The 22,207-nt window shown below is 57.3% G+C and carries 17 protein-coding genes, 1 tRNA gene and 1 rRNA gene; 12 read left to right on the top strand and 7 right to left on the bottom strand.

What is annotated here, in order from left to right; all coding sequences use genetic code 11:
- The first annotated feature begins 101 nt into the window (after positions 1–101).
- On the top strand, positions 102–1,739 hold the full coding sequence (locus tag DSM3645_RS23070) for a DUF1549 domain-containing protein (RefSeq protein ID WP_040353262.1): 1,638 nt from the start codon (positions 102–104) through the stop codon (positions 1,737–1,739).
- 16 nt (positions 1,740–1,755) lie between these two features.
- Positions 1,756–3,060 carry a DUF1501 domain-containing protein gene (locus DSM3645_RS23075; protein ID WP_002655029.1) on the top strand — a complete coding sequence of 435 codons (1,305 nt, stop codon included), beginning with the start codon at positions 1,756–1,758 and terminating at the stop codon, positions 3,058–3,060.
- Between the two features lie 189 nt (positions 3,061–3,249).
- On the opposite strand, the gene rpsI is transcribed toward DSM3645_RS23075, so the two are convergent.
- Both rpsI and rplM read right to left on the bottom strand, forming a co-directional pair.
- Positions 3,250–3,726 (bottom strand): 30S ribosomal protein S9, encoded by a 477-nt coding sequence (gene rpsI, locus DSM3645_RS23080; RefSeq protein WP_002655030.1) that lies wholly within the window; start codon positions 3,724–3,726, stop codon positions 3,250–3,252.
- Positions 3,727–3,745: 19 nt separating this feature from the next.
- Positions 3,746–4,189, bottom strand: a complete 444-nt coding sequence (gene rplM, locus DSM3645_RS23085; protein ID WP_002655031.1) for a 50S ribosomal protein L13 — start codon at positions 4,187–4,189, stop codon at positions 3,746–3,748.
- Positions 4,190–4,562: 373 nt separating this feature from the next.
- On the opposite strand from rplM, the gene DSM3645_RS23090 reads away from it, so the two are divergent.
- The 3 genes from DSM3645_RS23090 to DSM3645_RS23100 are packed head-to-tail and all read left to right on the top strand — an operon-like array spanning position 4,563 to position 7,732.
- Entirely contained in the window at positions 4,563–5,807 is a 1,245-nt protein-coding gene (locus DSM3645_RS23090; RefSeq protein WP_002655032.1) for an NAD(P) transhydrogenase subunit alpha, read from the top strand.
- A complete protein-coding gene (locus DSM3645_RS31930; protein WP_002655033.1) occupies positions 5,804–6,319 on the top strand; it encodes an NAD(P) transhydrogenase subunit alpha in 516 nt (171 codons plus the stop codon). Before DSM3645_RS23090 ends, DSM3645_RS31930 begins: the two co-directional genes overlap by 4 nt.
- A 30-nt stretch (positions 6,320–6,349) precedes the next feature.
- Positions 6,350–7,732, top strand: a complete 1,383-nt coding sequence (locus DSM3645_RS23100; protein WP_002655034.1) for an NAD(P)(+) transhydrogenase (Re/Si-specific) subunit beta — start codon at positions 6,350–6,352, stop codon at positions 7,730–7,732.
- On the opposite strand, the gene DSM3645_RS23105 is transcribed toward DSM3645_RS23100, so the two are convergent.
- The gene (locus DSM3645_RS23105; protein ID WP_131282806.1) at positions 7,729–8,214 is read right to left on the bottom strand and encodes a hypothetical protein; all 486 of its coding nucleotides are present in this window, start codon (positions 8,212–8,214) and stop codon (positions 7,729–7,731) included. The genes DSM3645_RS23100 and DSM3645_RS23105 overlap by 4 nt on opposite strands.
- 329 nt (positions 8,215–8,543) lie before the next feature.
- Between DSM3645_RS23105 and DSM3645_RS23110 the strand changes: the two genes are divergently transcribed.
- The 3 genes from DSM3645_RS23110 to DSM3645_RS23120 all read left to right on the top strand — a co-directional run bounded on the left by DSM3645_RS23110 (position 8,544) and on the right by DSM3645_RS23120 (position 11,005).
- Positions 8,544–10,088 carry a PP2C family protein-serine/threonine phosphatase gene (locus DSM3645_RS23110; protein WP_040352955.1) on the top strand — a complete coding sequence of 515 codons (1,545 nt, stop codon included), beginning with the start codon at positions 8,544–8,546 and terminating at the stop codon, positions 10,086–10,088.
- Positions 10,089–10,173: 85 nt separating this feature from the next.
- Positions 10,174–10,258: transfer RNA gene (locus DSM3645_RS23115), tRNA-Leu, on the top strand.
- Between the two features lie 234 nt (positions 10,259–10,492).
- The gene (locus DSM3645_RS23120) at positions 10,493–11,005 is read left to right on the top strand and encodes a hypothetical protein (RefSeq protein WP_002655037.1); all 513 of its coding nucleotides are present in this window, start codon (positions 10,493–10,495) and stop codon (positions 11,003–11,005) included.
- 329 nt (positions 11,006–11,334) lie between these two features.
- On the opposite strand, the gene DSM3645_RS23125 is transcribed toward DSM3645_RS23120, so the two are convergent.
- Positions 11,335–12,264 carry a metallophosphoesterase family protein gene (locus DSM3645_RS23125; protein ID WP_050769490.1) on the bottom strand — a complete coding sequence of 310 codons (930 nt, stop codon included), beginning with the start codon at positions 12,262–12,264 and terminating at the stop codon, positions 11,335–11,337.
- 332 nt (positions 12,265–12,596) lie between these two features.
- A 16S ribosomal RNA gene (locus DSM3645_RS23130) occupies positions 12,597–14,107 on the bottom strand.
- A 670-nt stretch (positions 14,108–14,777) separates the two neighbouring features.
- Here DSM3645_RS23130 and DSM3645_RS23135 point away from each other — a divergent pair.
- Positions 14,778–15,140 (top strand): thioredoxin family protein, encoded by a 363-nt coding sequence (locus DSM3645_RS23135; RefSeq protein WP_002655041.1) that lies wholly within the window; start codon positions 14,778–14,780, stop codon positions 15,138–15,140.
- 32 nt (positions 15,141–15,172) lie between these two features.
- Here DSM3645_RS23135 and DSM3645_RS23140 read toward each other — a convergent pair whose 3' ends face one another.
- Both DSM3645_RS23140 and glmS read right to left on the bottom strand, forming a co-directional pair.
- Positions 15,173–16,879, bottom strand: coding sequence for a hypothetical protein (locus tag DSM3645_RS23140; RefSeq protein ID WP_002655042.1), 1,707 nt, complete (start codon positions 16,877–16,879; stop codon positions 15,173–15,175).
- 104 nt (positions 16,880–16,983) lie between these two features.
- Positions 16,984–18,858 carry a glutamine--fructose-6-phosphate transaminase (isomerizing) gene (gene glmS, locus DSM3645_RS23145; RefSeq protein ID WP_002655043.1) on the bottom strand — a complete coding sequence of 625 codons (1,875 nt, stop codon included), beginning with the start codon at positions 18,856–18,858 and terminating at the stop codon, positions 16,984–16,986.
- A gap of 200 nt (positions 18,859–19,058) precedes the next feature.
- Here glmS and kdsB point away from each other — a divergent pair, with 200 nt between their 5' ends.
- The 3 genes from kdsB (at position 19,059) to DSM3645_RS23160 (ending at position 22,133) form a co-directional block, all read left to right on the top strand.
- Positions 19,059–19,838 carry a 3-deoxy-manno-octulosonate cytidylyltransferase gene (kdsB, locus tag DSM3645_RS23150; protein WP_002655044.1) on the top strand — a complete coding sequence of 260 codons (780 nt, stop codon included), beginning with the start codon at positions 19,059–19,061 and terminating at the stop codon, positions 19,836–19,838.
- A 183-nt stretch (positions 19,839–20,021) separates the two neighbouring features.
- On the top strand, positions 20,022–21,668 hold the full coding sequence (locus DSM3645_RS23155; RefSeq protein ID WP_002655045.1) for a CTP synthase: 1,647 nt from the start codon (positions 20,022–20,024) through the stop codon (positions 21,666–21,668).
- 24 nt (positions 21,669–21,692) lie between these two features.
- A complete protein-coding gene (locus DSM3645_RS23160) occupies positions 21,693–22,133 on the top strand; it encodes a DUF1844 domain-containing protein (RefSeq protein ID WP_002655046.1) in 441 nt (146 codons plus the stop codon).
- Positions 22,134–22,207 lie beyond the last annotated feature (74 nt).

Genomic DNA, 22,207 nt, shown 5'->3' on the forward strand with positions numbered 1-22,207 from the left:
CGGATTAGTTTTCGCGCCAAGTCATTATTTCTGGGCCGAAACCATTTTCCCTCAACGCAGGTAATTAGTACAACGGAATTGGGGGAGGAATGAAAATCGCCATGTGGCTACGAAATCTGCTGTTTCTCGGCATTTGCGGAATCGCGGTCTCGGCCGTGGTCGGCGGACTTGTCGTGCCGCAGCGTCCTCCCCAAGTCGCGGAAATCGCCCATCCGCTCGATGAAAATCAGCAAAACGAGATTCAGGCGGTCGCCGATCGCGTCGACGAGCAGTTTCAACAAGTCTGGTCGGACGCCGGTCTCGAGATCGCTTCTCCGGCCGATGAACTGACGCAGATTCGCCGAATTTCTTTAGGATTAACCGGCACGGTCCCTTCGCTGGAAGAAATTCGGGTGCTAGAAAGCCGCTCGAAGGGGGATCGACTCTCCTGGTGGCTCTCGAAAACATTCGCCGATCGGCGTTATGGCGATTTTGTCGCCGAGCGACTCCGCCGCGCCTATGTCGGCGTCGAGAATGGGCCGTTTCTCATCTATCGCGGACGCCGCTTTCTGACCTGGCTCAGCGATCAACTGATGGAGAACCGTCCCTACGACCAACTGACTCGCGAACTGATTTCTGACAATGGGCTATGGACCGATGCCCCGGCAGTTAACTTTGTCACCGCGACCATCGATCAGGACGGCAACCAACGCCCTGACCCGGTGAAGTTGGCTGGCCGCGTCACGCGGGCCTTTCTCGCGACGCGTCTCGACTGCGTCCAATGCCATGACGACAATATGGGGGGCGACCTGAAACAGAGTGATTTCCACGAGCTCGCTTCGTTCTTTCGCGAAGCGGAGAACTCATTTGTCGGGATTCGTGACGACACCAGGGCGACCTACGAATACCAGTATCTCTATGACGACGACACGACGCTTGTCCCTTCCCAGGTCCCCTTCAACCAGAACTTACTGCAAGAGGGCGCGACAGAGCGTGAGCGCCTCGCCAATTGGGTGACCCATCCCGAGAACCGCCCCTTTGCCCGCGCGATCATCAACCGGATGTGGGCGATCACCACCGGCAAGCCGCTGATCGAACCAGTCGATAGTATTCCGCTGAACGGTTCGTTCGAGACCGGCGAATATCCGCCGGGCCTAGAACCGCTAACCGATGACTTCATCGCCCATGGGTTTGATCTGCAGCGACTCATTCGCGTGATCGTAGCGACCAAAGCCTTTCAGCGCGATAGCCGGGCCGACTTTGAAATCACCGCCGCTCACGAAGAAACCTGGGCCGCCTATCCGGTCACGCGTTTGCGCCCCGAACAAGTGATCGGCGCCATCCAACAAGCGGCTGTTTTAAAAACGCTTGACGCCGAAAGCCACATTCTGACGCAGCTGATTAACTTTGGCGAACACAACGATTTTCTCAAGCGTTACGGCGACGCCGGGGAAGATGAGTTCGCCGAACAAGGAGGAACGATTCCTCAGCGTCTATTGATGATGAACGGCAATTTGGTCAAGGATCGGACAAAAGACAATCTCGTCCGTAATTCGGCCACGCGACTGGCGCTGCTTGCGCCCGATCATCCAGCAACGATTGAGATCGCGTTTCTGACCACGTTAACGCGACGCCCTAGCCAAGCGGAAATCGAATACTTCGTCGAGCGATTGCGAGATGACACGCTCAATCCTCGTCAAAAAGCAGAAGACCTGATCTGGGCGCTGCTGAACTCATCTGAATTCGCCTGGAATCACTAATCGCCGAGAACCTTTGATGACCATCCAACATTCCCCCAGCGGCGGTTGCGGCGGACCCGATCATTTTTCGCGGCGCACGCTGCTGAAAGCGGCCGGCGGATTGCCTTGGTTGACCCCCTTGGCCGCGCAGTTGGCGGCGGCCGCCGCAGCCGACAAGAGCGGCGCACCCGCCAAGTCGGTCATCGTCCTCTGGATGCAAGGAGGCCCCAGTCAGTTAGAAACGTTTGATCCGCATCCCGGCAAAATGATCGGCGGCGACACAAAGCGTATTGCGACCTCCACGCCTGGCGTCGAAATCTCGCATCTTATGCCGAGCACCGCCGAAGTGATGAACCGCATCGCACTGCTGCGCGGCGTCACCAGTCGAGAGGGAGATCACGAGCGGGCGACCTATAACATGAAAACCGGATATCGCCCTGATCCGACCCTCATTCATCCGACGATCGGCGCTGTGACGTGCCATGAACTAGGGAGCGTAGGGGTCGAGATCCCCCGTCATGTCTCGATTTTCCCCGATCAATGGCCGGCCCACGGCGGATTTCTCGGTAACAAGTATGACGCGTTTAAAATGTACGATCCACGCGGCGACTTGCCCGATTTGCCGCGGCGCGTCGCCGATGAGCGGTTCGCCCAACGTCGCCAAGACCTCGATATTCTCGAGCGTTCGTTCACCCGTGGGCGACGCTCGGATCTCGAGCAGAATCGGACGCTGCATCTTGCGACGATCGACAAAGCGATCACGATGATGAACTCCGAGCAGATCAAAGCGTTCAATATTGAAGATGCGCCGCAGTCGCTGCGGGCCGATTTCGGCGAGACGCCGTTTGGCCGCGGTTGTTTGTGCGCCGCACAATTGATCGAGACCGGCGTGCGCTGCGTCGAAGTAACACTCAGCGGCTGGGACTCGCACATCAACAATCATGAACTGCAAAGCGGTCGAATTGCGGAGCTTGACCCGGCGTTCTCCGCGTTGGTGCGTCTGCTGGAAGAGCGCGATCTGCTGAAGAGCACCGTCGTTCTGTGCGGCGGAGAATTTGGCCGTACCCCAAGAATCAATCCAGCCGGCGGTCGCGATCATTGGCCGCATGGGTTTAGCGTCGCCCTCGCAGGCGGCGGCATCCGCGGCGGAGCCTGCATCGGCGAGACCGATCCCGCAGGCAGCAAAGTCACGCCGGACCTCGCCGGATCGGTCGGCATCGCCGACATTCACGCGACGATCTACCAGACGCTAGGGATCGACTACCATCACATGTACGACACCCCAATCGGCCGCCCCATGGCGATCAGCGAAGGCAAACCGATCGCGGGGATTCTAACGTAGAGCCCTCCAATCGTAGCCCATTTTTCTTCGTAGCCCGCAGCATGATTGAGGGAAAATCGCTCGCCGATTCTAGTACGGACCGAAGTGGCCAACCGCATCTCGCTGGCGCATCGGGCGACCAAGAAATAAAAAAAACTCGCCCCAATGGGGCGAGCTTCTTCTGTATCTGGAAAAACCGAGTCCGAGCGATTAACGCTTCGAGAACTGAGTTCCGCGGCGAGCGCCACGCAGACCGTACTTTTTGCGTTCCTTCATGCGAGAATCGCGGGTCAAGTGACCGTTTTCTCGCAGTGCCGGGAAAGCGTTTTCGTCCATCTTGGCCAGAGCACGACCCAGACCCATGCGGCATGCGCCAGCTTGGCCCGAGGTGCCGCCGCCGTTGACCAGAATCCGGATATCGATCTTGTCGACATATCCAGTGTCTTGCAGCGGGCCCATGAACGAGACCTGATCTTGGAGGTTCGGGAAGAAATCTTCCAGCGAACGATCATTGATCGAGATCTTGCCGCTACCGCTTTTGATGCGGACGCGGGCAACGCTCGACTTACGGCGTCCCGTTCCCAAAACAACGCCTTCAGCCGGCATCGCCTTCTTCACTGGAGCCGGAGCCGGTTCGGCTTCTACGGGCGTTTCGACAGTGGTTTCGCCTGTTTCGTCGGTCGACATGATATTCCCTTAGTATCGCTTACTTGCGTTTCTTTTGTTTAACTTGACCCAGCCCAGTAAGAGGCTGCGGCTGCTGGGCTTGATGTTCGTGCTCGGGACCGACGAAGATCTTCAGTTTGTCGAGCATCTTGGTCGCCAGCTTGTTTTTCGGCAGCATCCGACGGACCGCATCTCGCAGGATCCAGTCCGGGTGACGCTCAAGGCGCTTGCCAGCTGTTTCGGTACGCAGCCCGGGGTAACCGGTGTACCAAGTATATTCTTTTTTGTCCCATTTGCCGCCGGTGAACTTCACCTTCTCGGCGTTCACGACAACGACAAAATCGCCAGTGTCGACGTGGGGCGTATAGGTGGGGCGGTGCTTCCCCATCAAGATCATGGCCAAATCGCTCGCCAAGCGACCGACGATCTGGTCTTCCGCATCAACCAGCCACCATTGCTGATCGACTTGACCGGTCTTCGCCATGAAAGTTGTAGTCGACATAATATCCTGGCTCTCAGTTTATCCTGGCTCAACAGTCCACTCCGACTCGCGGGTTCCGAGCCGGTTCTTTGATTTTCCCGCAGAAAACCGGACTTCAGCGCCACAGCGGGGCCCAGAACGGTCAGGGGAAACACGGATTTTACCGAGACATCTACTATTCCGCAAGTGACCGCCGCTGCGATTTGAAGAAAGGGAGAAAACCCGCAACTACTCCCCGATAACTACCGGAAAAAGGGTTCCCAGATGACGCTACGTGTGTAAGAATTTTCCACGATTTGAGTTGTGTTGCGCGGCCAAGTACCCCGCTCGCTCCAGAAATCCCCAGGCGCCGCGCCCCACGACCTAGGGAAAACACATGATTATTGCCGTCGTACGCGAAAATTTCCCGGGCGAACAGCGTGTCGCCCTGATACCCGCGTCCCTCGCCCCGCTACAAAAAGCAGGCGCTGAAATCATTGTCGAAACCGGCGCCGGAGTCGCCGCCGGCTTTCTGGACGCCGATTATGAAGCCGCGGGAGCCAAAATTGTCTCTTCCCGGGCGGACGCTTTCGCGCAGTCCGACATCGTCTTCCAGGTTCGCTGTCTAGGAGCCAACCCAGAAGCGGGGAGAGATGACCTCGAATTGGTCAAACCGGGTCAGATTCTTGTCGGCGGGTGTGATCCCCTCGGCAATCCTGCCGCGATCGCAGAAATGGCCGGCAAACAGACGACCCAGTTCGCCCTGGAGCTAATCCCCCGCATTACCCGCGCCCAAAGCATGGATATCCTCTCGTCTCAAGCGACGATCTCCGGCTATCGCGCCGTTTTGATCGCGGCGATCGAGCTGCCCAAGATTTTTCCGATGCTAATGACCGCGGCCGGCACGCTGAAACCCGCCAAAGTTTTTGTGATCGGCGCCGGCGTCGCTGGCTTGCAAGCAATCGCGACGGCCAAACGACTGGGTGCCGTTGTGCTGGGCTATGATGTTCGCAAAGAAGCGCAAGAGCAGATCGAAAGTCTCGGCGGAAAAGCGGTCGACTTTCACCTCGAATCGAGCGGAGCGCAAGACAAAGGTGGTTACGCCAAAGATCTGGGCGAAGACTTTTACAAAAAACAGCGTGAGTTTATGGCCGACACGGTTCGCGAGTGCGATGTCGTCATCACCACCGCCGCGATCCCCGGCAAAAAGTCGCCGCTGTTGGTAACCACAGATGCGGTCAACGGCATGCGGCCCGGTTCGGTCTTGGTCGATCTCGCCGCTGAGCGCGGAGGCAATATCGAGCCGTCTCAGCCCGACACGCGCATCGAGCATAACGGCGTGTTGATCCTAGGGCCGACCAATCTAGCTGCGGAAGTTCCTCAGCACGCCAGCCAGATGTTCTCTAGCAACATCACCAAGTTCCTGCTCAACATGGTGAAAGAGAAAGAACTGGCGATTGACCCCGCAGATGAGATCATCGCATCGACGATGGTCGCCCGCGATGGCGAAGTCGTCCACAACCGGATCCGCGAGATGTTAGGCCTGGCGGCGATCGAGCCGCCGCAGCCGCCAGCGGAAAACGACAAAATACCGCTGGATGATGACCAACCGGCGCCTCCCTCGGAAGGAAACGCAACATGAAATGGCTCATGCTACTGCTGCTGATCTTGGGAAGCGCGGCGTCAGCGACGGCGCAAGATGCAGCGCCCCCCAAAACCGATGAAAAACCGACTGCGGCAGAACCCGCCCCAGAAGCGGAGCCTGCCCAAGCGACCGCAGAGGGCGAAGCGACCACCCCCGATCCGGCTGCAGAAACGCCGGCGGAACCTGTTGATGAAACGCCGCCGTCGCATGAGGCCAAGTTTACGCGTTACCACGCTTTGGTCGCAAGTTTGACGATTTTCATTTTGGCGATCTTCATCGGCTTCGAGCTGATTACCAAAGTGCCGCCGACGCTGCACACGCCGCTGATGTCCGGCTCCAACGCGATCAGCGGAATCTCGATCGTCGGAGCCTTGATCGCCGCCAGCGCCGGCGATTCATGGTTGGCCGCATTCATCGGTTTGATCGCCGTCATCTTGGCGACGATCAACGTAGTGGGAGGCTATCTAGTGACCCATCGCATGCTTGAAATGTTCAAACCGAAACGATAACGCAAGTCGGCCTCAACGAAGGAACTCCTAGTGTACGACGCCTTGATCAATCTGGCTTACGTTGTTTCGGCGATCCTGTTCATCTTCGGCCTGAAGTTCATGTCTCATCCGCGGACGGCGGTCAAGGGAAACCTAGTCAGCGCCGGCGCGATGCTGTTGGCGATATTGCTCACGCTGCTCGTTACCGGAGTCGGCGCCTATGTCGTTGCTGGCCTGGTAATCGGCAGCATCATCGGCATCGTCCTGGCGGTCAAAATTCAAATGACCGAAATGCCGCAGCTGGTGGCCCTGTTTAACGGCTTTGGCGGAGCGGCCACCGTCTTTGTCGCCGGCGCCGAACTGCTGCGTCCGAATACCATCGGCACGTCGGACGTGTTGCTGGCTGCCGCGTTATCCGGTCTGATCGGCGCCGTCACCTTTTGGGGATCGCTCGTCGCCTATGGCAAGCTGCAAGAGTTGCAGATGTTCAAAAAGCCGATTGACATCCCTTCGGTCCATCTCATCAACGCGATCATGGTGATGGTGCTGCTGCTCCTGATTATTCTTATGACCGGGACCGGCTATTCCGTCTTGCCCTATCTGTTGATTGTGATCATCGCGTCGGTATTGGGAGTGACCCTGGTTGCGCCGATCGGGGGCGCCGACATGCCGGTGGTGATCGCGCTGCTCAACTCTTACTCGGGCTTAGCCGCGGCGGCGACAGGGTTTGTTATTGAGAACAACGTGTTGATCATCTCCGGCTCGCTGGTCGGAGCCTCGGGAATCGTGCTGACGCAGATTATGTGCAAAGCGATGAACCGCTCGCTGCTCAACGTCGTTTTCGGCGGCCTGCAATCGGCCGCCGCTTCGACCGGTCCCGCCGCAGACGAGGTCTACGCCAACGTTCGCTCGACCTCCGCCGATGACGTCGCGATGATCCTGGACGCCGCCCAGCGCGTCGTGATCGTTCCCGGCTATGGCCTGGCCGTCGCCCAGGCGCAGCATGCCGTGCGCGATCTGGCGACGCTGCTGGAAGAGAAAGGAATCGAGGTCGAATATGCGATTCATCCCGTCGCTGGACGGATGCCGGGACACATGAACGTCCTGTTGGCCGAAGCCGACATTCCCTATGAAAAGCTGCGAGAGATGGATGACATCAACCCCACGATGAGCCAGGTCGATGTGGCCATCGTCCTGGGCGCCAACGACGTGGTCAATCCGGTCGCAAGCACCGATCCCCACAGTCCCATCGCCGGGATGCCGATTATCCATGTCGACAAAGCGCGAACCGTTATCGTCATCAAGCGAAGCCTGAGCCCCGGCTTTGCTGGCGTTCCGAACCCGCTGTTCGCCGCTGATAACGCATTGATGCTGTTTGCCGACGGCAAGAAAGCAATTCTCGATATCGTGACGGCGATCAAAGAAAACGCCTAACCTGCCAACCGCGTCGCGACCGACGGCGCCAACGACATCGCACAAGCTTCAACCGGTTCCCAGTCGCCGCCATTCCAGCGCTCGATCGCCGTCCAGTGATCACGGTCAATCGAACGCAGCGAAGCGTACCATTGCAGCGGGTTGCTCCCCAAGCGGCGCGCCAGCGATTCGATCTTCAAGCGATCCCCCGGCTGCATCCCGCACATCGCGGCCATCTCGCGCCATGACGCCAACATGGTGGACGCGCCAATCTCGACACGGAACAACCCATCGCAAAACAAATCGGTTTGCTCACGATCGCAGCGTAAGACGGAACCATCGATGCGCCGCACCGCTCGATTAGCGGTCGCTTCCCAGTGGGCGTTGGCCGAAAACCAAACGGCCGGTCTCATCCGACTCGAATTACAAGAGGCCGCCGGCTTCAATTTTCCACTCGCAAAGATCGCATCGATGCGACGCCCGTTGGTGTAGTGCCATCTCATTTTGTTGGTACCCTCGTTTCCCGCCTGGTGAACTTGGAACTGTCCTTTTGTCCACTATCTGTCGGACACCTTTGGTCATTTCGAGATTCCAGCGGTGACGATTTCACCGATTCTTCCTATGAAAACTCCACGTAATAGGTACGAACTACCACGGCATGTGTGAAATTAGGAAAAGCAGTTAATGCGTGCTAGCTGTGACGCCGATTCCCTAACTGTTCGACCAAGGATGTCGACGCAGGCTTGCGGGTGCTATGGATCAGCGCCTCGAGTTTTTATCGCCACGGACGAGGCGGAAATGGAAAAATGCAGATTCCAATCGGCGCGCAACTATGGCTCGGCCCATTCCCAGCTATCTCCGGATTCACCGTCACGAAACGGCGCGACCGTCGTCGGGCGCGAAGGCTCTCTTCCCAGGGCTTTCTTCTGCAAGTGCGGCCTTGGTCGAAGCGTTCGGCTGTCATTTAGAGTACCGCGACGGCTCGGCCGGCGATGGTTATGCCGTTGTCGACCTGGATGGAAAAACGACTGGTCGATTGCTGGTCAAACCGGTGCTAAATGACTCCGATTTTGCGCCCCCCCGCGAAGTCGCCCAAATCGCCGGCGCCATGGCCGAAATGATGTCGGAAGTGCAGCGATTACGCACCGGCATGATCCGCGTCGAAGCGGAACTCGCCGCCAACATCCCGGTCTCGGCCGTGCAGTCGAAGAACCATATCGCCGACAAACTGCAGGCCGTCATGCGGGGAGCGCTGGAGAACGTGCATGCGTCGGCCGCCGCGATCTACATGCTGGACGATTCGACCAGCGAATTGAAACTTCGCGCTGCGCTCAATCTACCGCCTGAACGCTTTCTCGAACCGGCTCGTCCGCTTGCCGCCGCGATCGCCGATCTTGAGGCGCTTGCCGGCAACGCCGTCGTGCTAGAAGACACCGCGTTGCTGCCGCATTGGCGCTGTCCCGAGAATTATCCGTCGGCTTGCTGCATTCCCGTTTCGACCAGCACCAATCCGATCGGCACGCTTTGGATTTTCTCCGAGGAATATCGAGACTTCACCACGGCCGAAACGCAAACGCTGGAAATCATCGCCGGCCGCATCGCGTCGGAGCTGGAACTCGACGTGCTGCTGAAGGACAAGACCGATTCGCATGACCTGACGAATCAACTTGCTGCGATCGCCGCTCAACAAGATCACCAGCTGCCGCACGTCAAACCGCTGCTGGAAGGCTGGGACCTGGCCGGCTGGACCGAGCAAGCCGAGCAAGCCGGCGGCGACTTCCATGACTGGTCGATGCTGGATGATGGTGCGCTCGCGATCACCGTGGGAGATTCCGACGGCCGCCAAATGGAAGCGGCGATGATGGCCGGCCAATTGGCATCGGCCGTTAAATCCCACGGACGCTATGCTCCGGATGCTCGCACGTTGGTGAATCGCGTGAATCACACCTTTTGGTCGACCTCGGCTGGGGACCGCTTTGCGTCCCTTGCTTACGGCGTGATTCATCCCGACACCGGACTGATCGAGATCGCCAACGCCGGCGAGACCTGCGGCCTGTTGATTACGCCGGATGGTTGGGAAGAACTGTGGGAAATGTCGTTCTTATTGGGCGCCAGAACCGATGTCGATCCCCGCTTTCTCGAACGACGGCTGAAGCCTGGATCGGCGATCACGATGATGTCGTCCGGCGTTCGCGAATACCTGTTCGACGAGGCTGGACCGGCCGGAATCGCCCAATTTGCCGAAAAACTTCGTGAGCACCTGGAATTGCCAGCCGATCGAATTTTGACGGCAGGGCGTGAACTTCTCGCCAAGCTGCATCGTCCTACCGCGTGTGACCGGACCATCTTTGTGGTAAAACGCCGGCCAGATCGGTAATCGCCCCCCGCTTGACCCGCAGGGCGGTTTTCCTAGACTAATGTGTTCCATTACGGTCGCCGCAAGCGACTGTAGCGGTAGCCACGGGCTAGTGGCGGAATTGGCAGACGCGCTAGGTTGAGGGCCTAGTGTCCGTAAAGGACGTGCTGGTTCGAATCCAGTCTAGCCCACTTTGAAAATCCCATTGTTTCGCCCGCTTTACGGCGCCGCGAGCAATGGGATTTTTCTATTTCTTGCCCTCTCTTCACCAGAATCGCCCTGCTGGCGACCACCTCCTACGCTCAGTCAGATGCCCGGGATAAACAAGTCTCCCCCCGCGTAGAACCCGGCGGCTGTAACGTCATGCCGCCGGCAGCATCCATGTTGTAGGCGCAACGAGTAGTAATTTTGCAAGGAACATGACCATGTCCGCATTAGCCATCTACACGATCATTCACGTCGCAATCAGTTTGGTCGCCATCGTTTCTGGCTTTGGATTCGCCTATCGATTGCTCAGTTCCCGACCATTGCGTGGCTGGACCAGCACCTTTTTTGTGACGACATTGTTGACCAGCTTGACCGGATTCGGATTCCCGAATCTCCAGTTCACTCCCGGCGTCATCATTGGGATCTTATCGCTGATCGTTTTGACGATCGCGGCGGTCGCCAGGTATGTAGGACATCTGCAATCGGGCTGGCGGATCGCGTATGTCGCGTCTGCGTTGATTGCGTTTTACTTCAACTTTTTCGTGCTTGTAGTTCAGTCATTCATGAAGATCCCCGCTCTTCACGCGTTGGCGCCGACCAATTCGGAACCGCCGTTTGCAATCGCTCAGCTGGTCGTACTGGTCGCGTTTTTGGTCGTCGGATACTTCGCGGTGCGACGATTTCATGAAACGCCGACCATTCCCACCACGCCGGTGACCCCGGCTCTGTAGAGGATTTCGCCTTGTTGGTGAAAAATGATTTCGATCTACTGAATCACGCTCGGGCGCAGGGCCCCCGTCAAAGAGTCACGCCCGAGCGCAAAAAAGAAACCCGGTTCGTTTCTACGACGAACCGGGTTTTTCGTGTTTTAAGCTTTCTCTTCGTAGCCCGATGGGCGAACAAGGCAAATGCGGTTGGCTACTTCGAGCCGTATTGGAATCGCCGAGCGACTTTCCCACGCTCGGGCATCGGGCTACGAAGCGAAATGGGCGCCTGCGATCGGAAATAGCGCAACCTCAAAAGTCAAAAGTCGCGTCCCAGTCGAACGAATGTTCTTTCCCTATGTTACCGGCGTCCAGCCATAGTCGACGTATTCGTAGTCAAAAGTCCCGTTCGGGTTCAAATCGACCAATCCAAATCCTTCCTGCACGCCGCGATGCGGGCCGCGCCACCAACCGCCGGAGACGGCGCCGCCGCAAATGTAGGTAACCCCTTGGAATTCGATCCGCTCCAAGATGTGATGATGCCCAGAAAGAGCCAGTTTCACATTATGCTTGGAGAATAGATTTCCTAGTTTGGCGGCCTCGCGACACATCGCGCTAAACCCAACGCGGTAGGCGAGGTCTTCTTCGCGCCCGTTATCAAATGTCGAAACCGTATAAATGGGAATATGGCTGACGACAACGGCGGGGGTTTCCGCCGGCTTTTCTTCGAGATCTTTTTTCAGCCACTCGAACTGCTCTTCTTCGAGATAGGCCTGGTAGCGGTTGTTCGGCGCCATTTGAATGTCGTCCAAGATATAGAACCGCCAACCTCCCTGGTCGAACGCGTAGTAGGTCTTTTCTAACCCGAGTTTTTCGCAAACCAGACCTTTGCCAAACTCGGCGTCTTCCGGCTTCACATCTTGCCGGTGCGACCAGCCGAAAACATCGTGGTTGCCGATGCAGCTGCGGAACGGGATATCGGTTTCCCCTTTGACCACATCCCCGTAGAGCGAAAAGAGCTGATCGGCCCGCTGACGATTATGCGCGAAGATATCCATCACCATATCTCCGCCGGTAACGATTACCTCCGGCCTTTTCTCAAGCGCATTGACCGACGCTAAGCATTTGCGAAATCCTTCGCCGGCCGATAGCTCTGGCTGAACATGAATGTCGGTCAAATGGGCGAACCGAAACGGTTGAGCGGCTTCTTCGGCGCGAGCCAAACTCGGCAATATGCAACCGCCGAGTGCGGCGCCGGTGAACTGGAGAAAATTACGTCGTTGCATCGAGTCCGCTCCTGCTTGTCGGTACCGGGGGTTTCCAACTCTCAAGATAGCAATTCCGCACCGCTTCGATTCTAGCCGATGTGAGTTGTTCACGGAAATTTCACGTACGTAGCGTAGATTGCTGAGCGCGCACGAAAAAAAGCTCGCGATAGATATTTCTATCGCGAGCTTCGTATAAAAAATGGTTGTGACCTTGTTAAGCGGTATGAGACTGTCCCACCGTTAGATGTCTATTGAACAGACGCAGATCTTTCGATCCACGCCGCTTACCGAAGTAAGCGTCGCTAGAAGGAAGTGTGAGTCTTCCTGAGTCATCTAACAGTTTTCCTTAGAAAGGAGGTGATCCAGCCGCAGGTTCCCCTACGGCTACCTTGTTACGACTTAGTCCCAATCGCGGAGTTCACGTTCGGCGCCTGCCTCTCTTGCGAGTTAGCTTAGCGACTTCGCGTGCACCCCACTTTCGTGGCTTGACGGGCGGTGTGTACAAGGCTCAGGAACATATTCACCGCGGTATGCTGACCCGCGATTACTAGCGATTCCGGCTTCATGCAGGCGAGTTGCAGCCTGCAATCCGAACTGAGGCGCGTTTTCTGGGATTTGCTTACTCTCGCGAGTTTGCGTCCCTTTGTTCGCACCATTGTAGGACGTGTGCAGCCCTAGTCATAAAGGCCATGAGGACTTGACGTCATCCCCGCCTTCCTCCGGTTTCACACCGGCAGTCTCTCTAGAGTCCCCGACATTACTCGCTGGCAACTAGAGATAGGGGTTTCGCTCGTTAAGGGACTTAACCCGACATCTCACGACACGAGCTGACGACAGCCATGCAGCACCTGTGCAAAAGCTCTCCGAAGAGCACTCTCCCCTTTCAGGGAGATTCTTAAACATGTCAAGACTAGGATAAGGTTCTTCGCGTAGCCTCGAATTAAGCCACATCCTCCACCGCTTGTGTGAGCCCCCGTCAATTTCTTTGAGTTTCAGCCTTGCGACCATACTCCCCAGGCGGAGCACTTAACACTTTCGCTACGACCGAGAAGATGTGGGAGTCCCCTCGATCCAGTGCTCATCGTTTACAGCTAGGACTACCGGGGTATCTAATCCCGTTCGCTCCCCTAGCTTTCGTGCCTCAGCGTCAGTAGAGACCCAGTGAGCCGCCTTCGCCGCCGGTGTTCCTGATGATATCAACGCATTTCACCGCTCCACCATCAGTTCCGCTCACCCCTATCTCCCTCAAGCCCTACAGTTTCAAGCGCAGTTCCACGGTTGAGCCGTGGGATTTCACACCTGACTTGTAGGGCCGCCTACGCACCCTTTAAGCCCAGTAATTCCGAATAACGTTCGGACGGTTCGTCTTACCGCGGCTGCTGGCACGAACTTAGCCCGTCCTTCCTCTGAGGATCAGTCAAAATTTCTTCCCCTCTGACAGCGGTTTACAACCCGAAGGCCTTAATCCCGCACGCGGCATCGCTTGGTCAGGCTTGCGCCCATTGCCAAAGATTCTCGACTGCAGCCACCCGTAGGTGTCTGGGCAGTATCTCAGTCCCAGTGAGACGGGCCACGCTCTCACGCCCGCTAACCATCGTCGCCTTGGTAGGCCATTACCCCACCAACAAGCTAATAGTGAGCAGTCTCATCCCCGGGCGCCGGAACTTTGATCCGTAGATGTTATTTGGTATTACCGCCAGTTTCCCGACGCTATCCCAAACCCGAGGGTAGATAAACCACCTGTTACTCTCCCTTTCGCCGCTGTCCCCTCGAGAGCAAGCTCTCTCAGTTATCGCGCGACTTGCATGCCTAATCCATGCCGCCAACGTTCATTCTGAGCCAGAATCAAACCCTTCAATTGTTATATGCTTTTACGACTCACCGAAGTGAGACGCTTATGAGCAACAGTTAAAGCGTTTGAACTGCTCTTTGCAAAACAATTCAAATACAGTTCATCGTGATTGTCTTCTCCAAAACTCCTTCAAACCCGAAGGCCTGAATCGGTCTCAGTGAAGTCCAGTCTCACGCCGAACTTAACAGAGGTCACAACCAAATTGTCAAAGATCAAAGCCTGAGAAACGTTGTCTCTCAGTTTTTGTTTTCCCCCTTGGCTGCGTCAGCAACCACTTGGGAAGGACAAAGATTACCAGAACAAACCGGTGCGTCAACGGGCCACCGTCGCGGCGAACGTTTTTTTTACCTGAAAACGCGTAAACACCGAGAAAACAGGGCTCAATGCGATCTGAAAAAGTTGGCGAGATTCGTCAAAAACCTCTCCTCAAGGTCTCTTGGACGGTCCGTTTTGAATCGCGTCGCGTCAAAATTGCCATCTGAAATCGAACTTTCCCACGCTCCGATTCAGCCCACGACGCGACCAGCTTCTGCCGACTGTTCCGATCAGGCGGATCGCCGATCCGAGAAATTCGCTCAATCAGGTATCGGTAGCCCCCAATGAGCGGCAAATGGGGAACGAAGTACTAGGGTTGAGGAACCGTTTTTCCCATCTTTCGCATCACCCAAGGTACGATCCGATGCCCAAACCGGTCGTTTTGCTGATCGCGTTGGCCACGTTCATGCTGCCGATCGGCGTCGTCTTTGTGATGTACGCCGATCGCATCGAGCTGCCGCAGCCTCCTCGGCCGCACGAAGTCGAAGGGAAGGTCTACTTCTTCTCGGCCCCTTGGTGCGGAGCCTGCCGACGAGCGCAACCTGCCTACGAGCAACTGCGAGACGAGGGCTACCCGATCAAAAAGATCAACGTCGACAACGATCCGGATCTGGCGCAAAAGTACGGCATTCGCGGGATTCCGGCGTTTGTGTATGTGCGCGACGGCAAAGAAGTAGGGAGAACGAGCTCGCCGGGGTCGGTGAAGTCGCTGTTTTCGTGGTGGTAGGCGTTATCTCGCGCTGCGGACGACGCAAATCGCTACTCGACCGCAATGTCTTCCCATAAGAAATATCGCCCGTCCGGGTCCGCTTGCCCCGCCAGGTTACGTCTGGTTGGCAAGGCACGATCGAATGCGGCGACAGGGATCAGCCGCGAACCGTCTCCTGGCTTGCCGGGTTCATCCAGGAAGTGGAACGACTTGATAAATCGATCTGCCGCGACACTCGCTTTTTTCCCTCGAACCAAGATCCCGTAAACGCCTGTCGGGTGAAGAACAATCCGGGATCTTTCGAAAACCACCGGTCCAACAACATCTGATTCGATGGCGGACGCAACATCGACGGCGATAAAGCCTTCGTGCCGAGTTTCCTTCGCTTCCATCAGCGCACCCCGTGCAGTGCTGGTTGCCGCCGCGTCGATTATCGACTGGACCAGTTCTTCGTCCGTTTTGTCCCCCGTCCGCGGCCCCACTCGCACATCAATGACCGTAGCGAAAAATCGCGTTAAATCGTTGTTCAAGATGAATTCGCCATCGACCAATCCTGCATCAAGCCGCTGCAGATAATGCACGGTCGTCTTCTTGCCGTCCTCGTTCCGCGTCTTAGGAAAGGCGATGACCTGATTCGAGGGAAATTCAATTTCAAACGGATGCAGGCTGGATCGCATTTTGACTCCGCCGCTCCAAAACGCTGCGACATCCGCGGCGATTGCCGATGAGTCAAGAATGGATTTTGTTCTACTTGCCGCCTTCGGCGGCTCTGGCATCGTCGGTCGCGGCTTCGGCGCCGCTGCAACCTTGGGAGGCTCCGCTTTTACCGGCGAAACCGCCGCGACAACATCGGTAAATCGAATCGATTGAACGATCTCTTGCCACTTGTAAGGAGGTAAGTTGGCGTCAGCCGTCGCCAACAAAATGTAAACCGCCCTTTGATCTGAAACGTAAACGCCGAAGTTCCGCGTGCGGCGCGACGGCATCTCGAACATCACCGTGAAAGCGGGATGGCCGTTAATCTTCGTATTGCCTTGGCGCGGATTTCTGATCTGGCTTTCGTCGGGAGGAAGTGGACGCACGCGCTGCTTGGCCGATTCGATCGCCTCGGTGTCGGTGTCGTTGCCTGTCCGCGGCACGATGATCAACTTGACCTCGATAAAGACGCCGCGAGAGACATCGTAGTCTGGGGGAACTTCCCAGCGATACTGCTCGAGACCGGCGACCTGCTCCCGCTTGATCGGTCCGGCCGGAAACGTCAATTCGATCGGGTAGTCTTTAGGGCGAAACCCCTGGCTCTGATTCGGATCGGTTATTCCCGAATCGGCGGCAACCGGGGTCGCACCCGTCGCAGAGACGCTTAAATCAGGTCCCGCTTCGCCCCCTAACGCAACTGGCGGCGCATGGCGCGAACTCGACTGACTGGCGACATTCCAGGCGTACAGCCCGGCGATCGCCAGGCCGCCGATCAAAACAACCACCGCCACCAAACCGCCGCCAACCATCAATAGAGTCCGCATCGCGTGTTGACCACTAGCGGAACTTCGTCGTTTCGGCGGCGGCGCCAACGTGGTCTCGTTTGCGAACGTGTCGTCCAGCCCGCTTAGCAGATCTTCCGGGAGAGACGGCTCCGGCGCGATCGCAGCGATCTCGATCACCGCCGCTTTGCACTTCGGACAACGGATCTTGCGCCCGGCAAATTTGTCGGCTACCTGAAACGCTCCGCGACATTGCGGACATTCAACCGGAATCGGCATCAATGGCCCCTGATTTGAAACTGACGAGAAGTTTCGTGATATCTCGCCGCAGCGGGAAAATCAAGTCAAATCCAGGCGTCGCTGGCCGCGATGGCGGAGGTCGACTATTCGACCGTCACGCTCTTCGCCAAATTCCGCGGCTTATCAACATCACAGCCGCGCAGCTGAGCGATGTGATAGGCCAACAGTTGCAGCGGGATAATCGAAACGATCGGTTGCAAAAATTCGTCCACCATCGGGATGCGGATCACATCGTCGGCGATTTTGGCGACCTGGTCGTCATCTTCACTGGCGATCGCAATCACCGGACCTCTGCGGGCTTTGATCTCTTCCAGGTTCGACATCACTTTGTCGTAGACGACGCCGCGCGGCATGATAAAGACGCTCGGCGTTTGCTCGTCGACCAGCGCGATCGGTCCATGTTTCAGTTCGGCGGCCGGGTAGCCTTCGGCATGGATGTAGCTAATTTCTTTCAGCTTCAAAGCCCCTTCCAGCGCCGTCGGAAAATTAAAGTGCCGTCCGAGATACAGAAAGTTGCTCGCCGCCTGGTACTTCTCGGCGATCTTGCGGGCGGCGTCATTCGACTCGAGCGCCTTCTCGACCGCGGCAGGCAATTTCTGCAGCGACTCGATGATGCGATACCCTTGGTCAAAGCTGAGATGCGTCAAGCGGCCGAAGTAAAGCCCCAGCATCGCCATCACCGCCAGTTGCGACGTGTAGGCCTTGGTCGACGCGACGCCGATCTCTGGGCCCGCATGCAAATAGATGCCGCCGTCGGCCTCTTGTGCGATCGTGCTGCCGACCACGTTACAGATCGCCAGCGTGGGGTGCCCTTTGCGTTTCATTTCTCGCAGCGCGGCCAATGTATCGGCCGTTTCGCCGCTTTGCGTAATCCCAAAGACCAGCGTCCGCCGCGGCGTCGGCGGATTGCGATACCGCAGCTCGGACGCGTATTCGACTTCGACCGGGATCCGGGCCATCTCTTCAATGATGTACTCGCCCACGAGCGCCGCATGCCAACTGGTGCCGCAGGCGGTCAAAAGAATTCGATCGACGCCGCGCAGCTCTTGCGGCGAAAGATTCAAGCCGCCGAAAACCGCGGTCGCATCGTCGAGACTAAGCCGCCCGCGCATCGTATTTTCGATCGACTGCGGCTGCTCGAAGATCTCTTTCAGCATGTAATGTTCGTAGCCGCCCAGATCGACGTCGGACGCGTCGATCTCGATCACTTCGACGCTATGCTCGATCGCGCCATGATCGCGATGCCGAACCTGCAGCGAGTCGGCCTTCAGCAGCGCGATCTGATGATCGGCCAGGTAGACGATCTTGTCGGTGAACCCGGCCAGCGGCGAAGCGTCACTCGCCAAATAGTGGACATCGTCGGCGACGCCGACCACCAAGGGACTGCCCAGTCGCGCCGCCACAATCAACTCAGGCCGCTGCTTGAACAAGATCGCCAGGCCATAGGTGCCGCGCAGTTGGGCCAGCGCATCTTGCACAATGTCGATCAGTTGTTGGTCGGTCGGAACGGCCCCGGGCTTGGCGTCAGCAAGCCGACGGCGACGGCACTCTTCCAATAGATGGGCGATCACTTCGCTATCGGTCTCGGTGGCGAACTCATACCCCCGAGCGATCAGCGTCTCTTTTAGCTTGGCGTAATTCTCGATCACGCCGTTATGCACCAGGACGACCTCGCCGCCTTGGCCGACGTGCGGATGGGCGTTGGTTTCCGTCGCCGGGCCATGCGTCGCCCAGCGGGTATGGCCAATTCCGGTCGCGCCCACGATATGTTGCTTAGCGAGGCGCGAGGCCAAATTGTCAATTCGTCCGGCGGTTTTGCAAACGCTGATCTCGGCGTCACCGGGGTCCAATGCGGCGATCCCGGCGCTGTCATAACCTCGGTATTCCAGCCGACGCAGCCCCTGCACGATGAAATCGACCGCTTGTCGATCTCCGACTACTCCAACGATGCCGCACATCGCACGCTCCCGATAGGACGAACAGATTGGGGACGAAAACCCCGAAAAGGGTACCGCCCCGATCCTGGCAAACTAGCAAAAATTGGCCGATCTCAGAACATCGAATAGGTGGATGAGAGAAATTGGTCTAGTTGTTTTATTTGATCCGAATTTACAATCCGGCGATCGAATTCTGTTTTCTTAGGCCAAGGAAGGTCGTCATGGCTCCCCAAGCTCCGCTTCGTCTCCATCTTCGGACTGCCGTTATTATCCCGGCTCGCCTGGCTTCGACCCGCTTGCCGCACAAGATGTTGCTGGCCGAAACCGGCAAACCGTTGATCCAACACACGTATGAAGCGGCGATTGAAGCGTTGCGCCCCGAAAAGGTGGTCATTGCGACCGACCACCCTTCGATCCGCGACGCGGTTTTGGCGTTCGGCGGCGACGTGATCATGACCAGCGAGTCGTGCGCCAGCGGAACCGATCGTCTGGCCGAAGCCGCCCAGCAATTGCCCGAGTTCGATCTGCTGCTGAACGTCCAAGGGGACGAACCCGAGATCGCATCAACCTCGATTGACGCGTTGATCCAGCTGATGGAAGAGAATCCCGGCCACAATATGGGAACGCTGGCGACGCCGATTCGTGACAAAGCCCAGCTCGCCGACCCGGCCTGCGTCAAAGTGATCTGCGATCAAACGGGGAAAGCGCTCTATTTTAGCCGGAGCCAGATCCCGTTCGTGCGGGAATGGGATGACGCCGTTCTCCAGGCCGAGCCCCCCCACTTTTTGATGCACCTGGGGATTTACGCCTACCGTCGTGATTTTCTGCTACGGATTGCCGCGGCGCCGCGGACCGAAGTCGAAAAGCTGGAAAGCCTGGAACAGCTTCGAGTTCTGTCGATGGGCGAGTCGATTCATGTCGGCGTGGTCAACGAAGCGTCGTCCGGCATTGATACTCCCGCCGACTATGCGGCATTTGTCAGCCGCAGGCTTGCTTGCTAAGATAAAGCCCCAGGGCTGACGGTCCTGGCCGATCCAGTCTCTTGCGTCTTTCACGCCCTTAAGCAACTGCCTGAGGGCGATTAGGGATTTCTGACGCAAATTATCGATCACTGCCGATCGTCTGGCGGTGACGTCTCTCGGTTTACGCTAGCAGCAGTAGTTCTGCACTTGCAGGGAAGGTTCATGACCAAGCATATTTTCGTGACCGGCGGCGTGGTCAGTTCACTCGGCAAAGGGTTGACCAGCGCTTCCATCGGCATGCTGCTCGAGCAACGCGGGCTCCGTGTGAAATTGCAGAAGCTCGACCCCTATATCAATGTCGATCCCGGCACGATGAGCCCCTACCAGCACGGCGAAGTCTATGTGCTGGATGATGGCAGCGAAACCGACTTAGACCTGGGACATTACGAACGCTTCACCAATAGCCCGCTGACCCGCGACGCCAACTACACGACGGGTCAGATCTACCTATCGGTCATTAACAAAGAACGCCGCGGCGAGTTTTTGGGCAAGACCGTCCAGGTCATCCCCCACATCACCAACGAAATCAAAAGCGTCATCGAGAAGCTCGGGGACGAAGAAACCGACGTCGTGATCACCGAGATCGGCGGCACCGTCGGCGATATCGAAAGCCAACCGTTTCTCGAAGCGATTCGCCAATTCTCACTGACCGCCGGCAAAGAAAACTGTCTCTATATCCACCTGACGCTGGTCCCCTACCTGAAGGCGGCCGCCGAACTGAAGACCAAGCCGACGCAGCACTCGGTCGGTCAATTGCGCGAAATCGGTATTCAGCCAGACATCCTGATTTGCCGCACCGAACGCAATCTCAGCCATGACGATCGCGAAAAAATCGCCCTGTTCTGCAATGTGCCGATCGAAGCGGTCATCGAAGAGAAAGACAAGGACTTCTCGATCTACGAAGTTCCGCTTAGCCTGCACGAAAACCGGCTCGATCACCTGATCGCCAAGAAGTTTGGTTTTCCCCGCGGCGATATCGATCTGACGCAGTGGCAAGAGATCTTGCACACGCTCCGCAATCCGGAGACCGAAATCAGCATCGCCGTCGTTGGCAAATACGCCGAACACAAAGACGCCTACAAGTCGATCTACGAAGCGATCGACCACGCCGGAATCGCGCATCGCTCGCAAATCCGCATCGGCCGCATTCAAAGTGAAGCGATCGAATCGGAAGGCGCCGAGCGTTTGCTCTCTGGCTACGACGGCATTCTGGTTCCCGGCGGGTTTGGCGAACGCGGCATTGAAGGTAAAGTCGATGCGATCCGCTACGCTCGCGAGCGCGACATTCCGTTCCTGGGGATCTGCCTAGGGATGCAGTGCGCCGCGATCGAGTTTGCCCGCAATGTGGTCGGCTTGGAAGGAGCTCATTCGACCGAGTTCTCCAAAGACTCGCCGCACCCGGTGATTTGCTTGCTCGACGAGCAAAAGAACATCACCGACAAAGGGGGCACCATGCGACTCGGCGCCCAGGATTGCTCGTTGGTCCCCGGCAGCCACGCACACGAAGCGTATGGGCACGAATCGATCAACGAACGGCATCGCCATCGTTATGAGTTCAACAACAAGTATCGCGAGCAGTTCGCCAAGCACGGGCTGCGATTTTCGGGCCTGAAACCGGATGGCTCGCTGGTCGAGATCATCGAGAACGAAAACCACCCCTGGTTTGTCGCGGTTCAGTTCCATCCCGAATTCAAATCGAAGCCGATCAAGGCGCAGCCGCTGTTCGCCAGCTTTGTCGCTGCGGCGATTGTGCGTCGCAGCAAGTCGGCGCCCAACGCTTCTCCTTCGGAAGAAACCGCCGAAACGTAATACTCCCCCCGAGAGGCAAACTTCATGACTGACGACTCCGAAGCAGAGAAAAAGATCATCGTCGACTCGGACTGGAAAGAACAGGTCGAGCAAGAGAAGGAAAAACTGCGGGCCGAAGATGCGCCCGAAGCGACGCCAGCAGCGGAAGAACCAGTCGCCGCGGCGCCCACGGACTCGGACAGCAGCGCGAAGTTCGACCCCAGCAAACTTCCGCCGCCCGACTTTCGGATGCTCATTTCGATGCTGGCCACCCAGGCCTTCGCCGCGATGGGACAGATCCCACATCCCGAAACCGGCCAGGCCATGGTCGAACTACCGTTGGCCAAGCACATGATCGACCTGCTAGGCGTGATCGAAGAAAAGACCAAAGGCAATCTTTCGCCCGACGAAGCCGAGATGATCGAACACGCGCTGCACGATCTACGCATGGGCTACTTTGCGATGTCGCAGCAAGCGCCGAAGTAGTTTTCTGCGGGCGGCCCCACAACTGTCTAAAAAAAACGCGTGCTCTTCACGAGCACGCGTTTTTCGTTTTTCAA

This window comes from Blastopirellula marina DSM 3645 (genome assembly GCF_000153105.1).
GTDB classification, from domain to species: domain Bacteria; phylum Planctomycetota; class Planctomycetia; order Pirellulales; family Pirellulaceae; genus Blastopirellula; species Blastopirellula marina.

Bases quoted from the DNA above. Each gene is read 5' to 3' on its own strand.
- DSM3645_RS23070 (WP_040353262.1), top strand. From the start codon at position 102: ATGTGGCTACGAAATCTGCTGTTTCTCGGCATTTGCGGAATCGCGGTC.
- DSM3645_RS23075 (WP_002655029.1), top strand. From the start codon at position 1,756: ATGACCATCCAACATTCCCCCAGCGGCGGTTGCGGCGGACCCGATCAT.
- rpsI (WP_002655030.1), bottom strand. From the start codon at position 3,726: ATGTCGACCGACGAAACAGGCGAAACCACTGTCGAAACGCCCGTAGAA.
- rplM (WP_002655031.1), bottom strand. From the start codon at position 4,189: ATGGCGAAGACCGGTCAAGTCGATCAGCAATGGTGGCTGGTTGATGCG.
- DSM3645_RS23090 (WP_002655032.1), top strand. From the start codon at position 4,563: ATGATTATTGCCGTCGTACGCGAAAATTTCCCGGGCGAACAGCGTGTC.
- DSM3645_RS31930 (WP_002655033.1), top strand. From the start codon at position 5,804: ATGAAATGGCTCATGCTACTGCTGCTGATCTTGGGAAGCGCGGCGTCA.
- DSM3645_RS23105 (WP_131282806.1), bottom strand. From the start codon at position 8,214: ATGAGATGGCACTACACCAACGGGCGTCGCATCGATGCGATCTTTGCG.
- DSM3645_RS23110 (WP_040352955.1), top strand. From the start codon at position 8,544: ATGGCTCGGCCCATTCCCAGCTATCTCCGGATTCACCGTCACGAAACG.
- DSM3645_RS23120 (WP_002655037.1), top strand. From the start codon at position 10,493: ATGTCCGCATTAGCCATCTACACGATCATTCACGTCGCAATCAGTTTG.
- DSM3645_RS23125 (WP_050769490.1), bottom strand. From the start codon at position 12,264: ATGCAACGACGTAATTTTCTCCAGTTCACCGGCGCCGCACTCGGCGGT.
- DSM3645_RS23135 (WP_002655041.1), top strand. From the start codon at position 14,778: ATGCCCAAACCGGTCGTTTTGCTGATCGCGTTGGCCACGTTCATGCTG.
- DSM3645_RS23140 (WP_002655042.1), bottom strand. From the start codon at position 16,879: ATGCCGATTCCGGTTGAATGTCCGCAATGTCGCGGAGCGTTTCAGGTA.
- glmS (WP_002655043.1), bottom strand. From the start codon at position 18,858: ATGTGCGGCATCGTTGGAGTAGTCGGAGATCGACAAGCGGTCGATTTC.
- kdsB (WP_002655044.1), top strand. From the start codon at position 19,059: ATGGCTCCCCAAGCTCCGCTTCGTCTCCATCTTCGGACTGCCGTTATT.
- DSM3645_RS23155 (WP_002655045.1), top strand. From the start codon at position 20,022: ATGACCAAGCATATTTTCGTGACCGGCGGCGTGGTCAGTTCACTCGGC.
- DSM3645_RS23160 (WP_002655046.1), top strand. From the start codon at position 21,693: ATGACTGACGACTCCGAAGCAGAGAAAAAGATCATCGTCGACTCGGAC.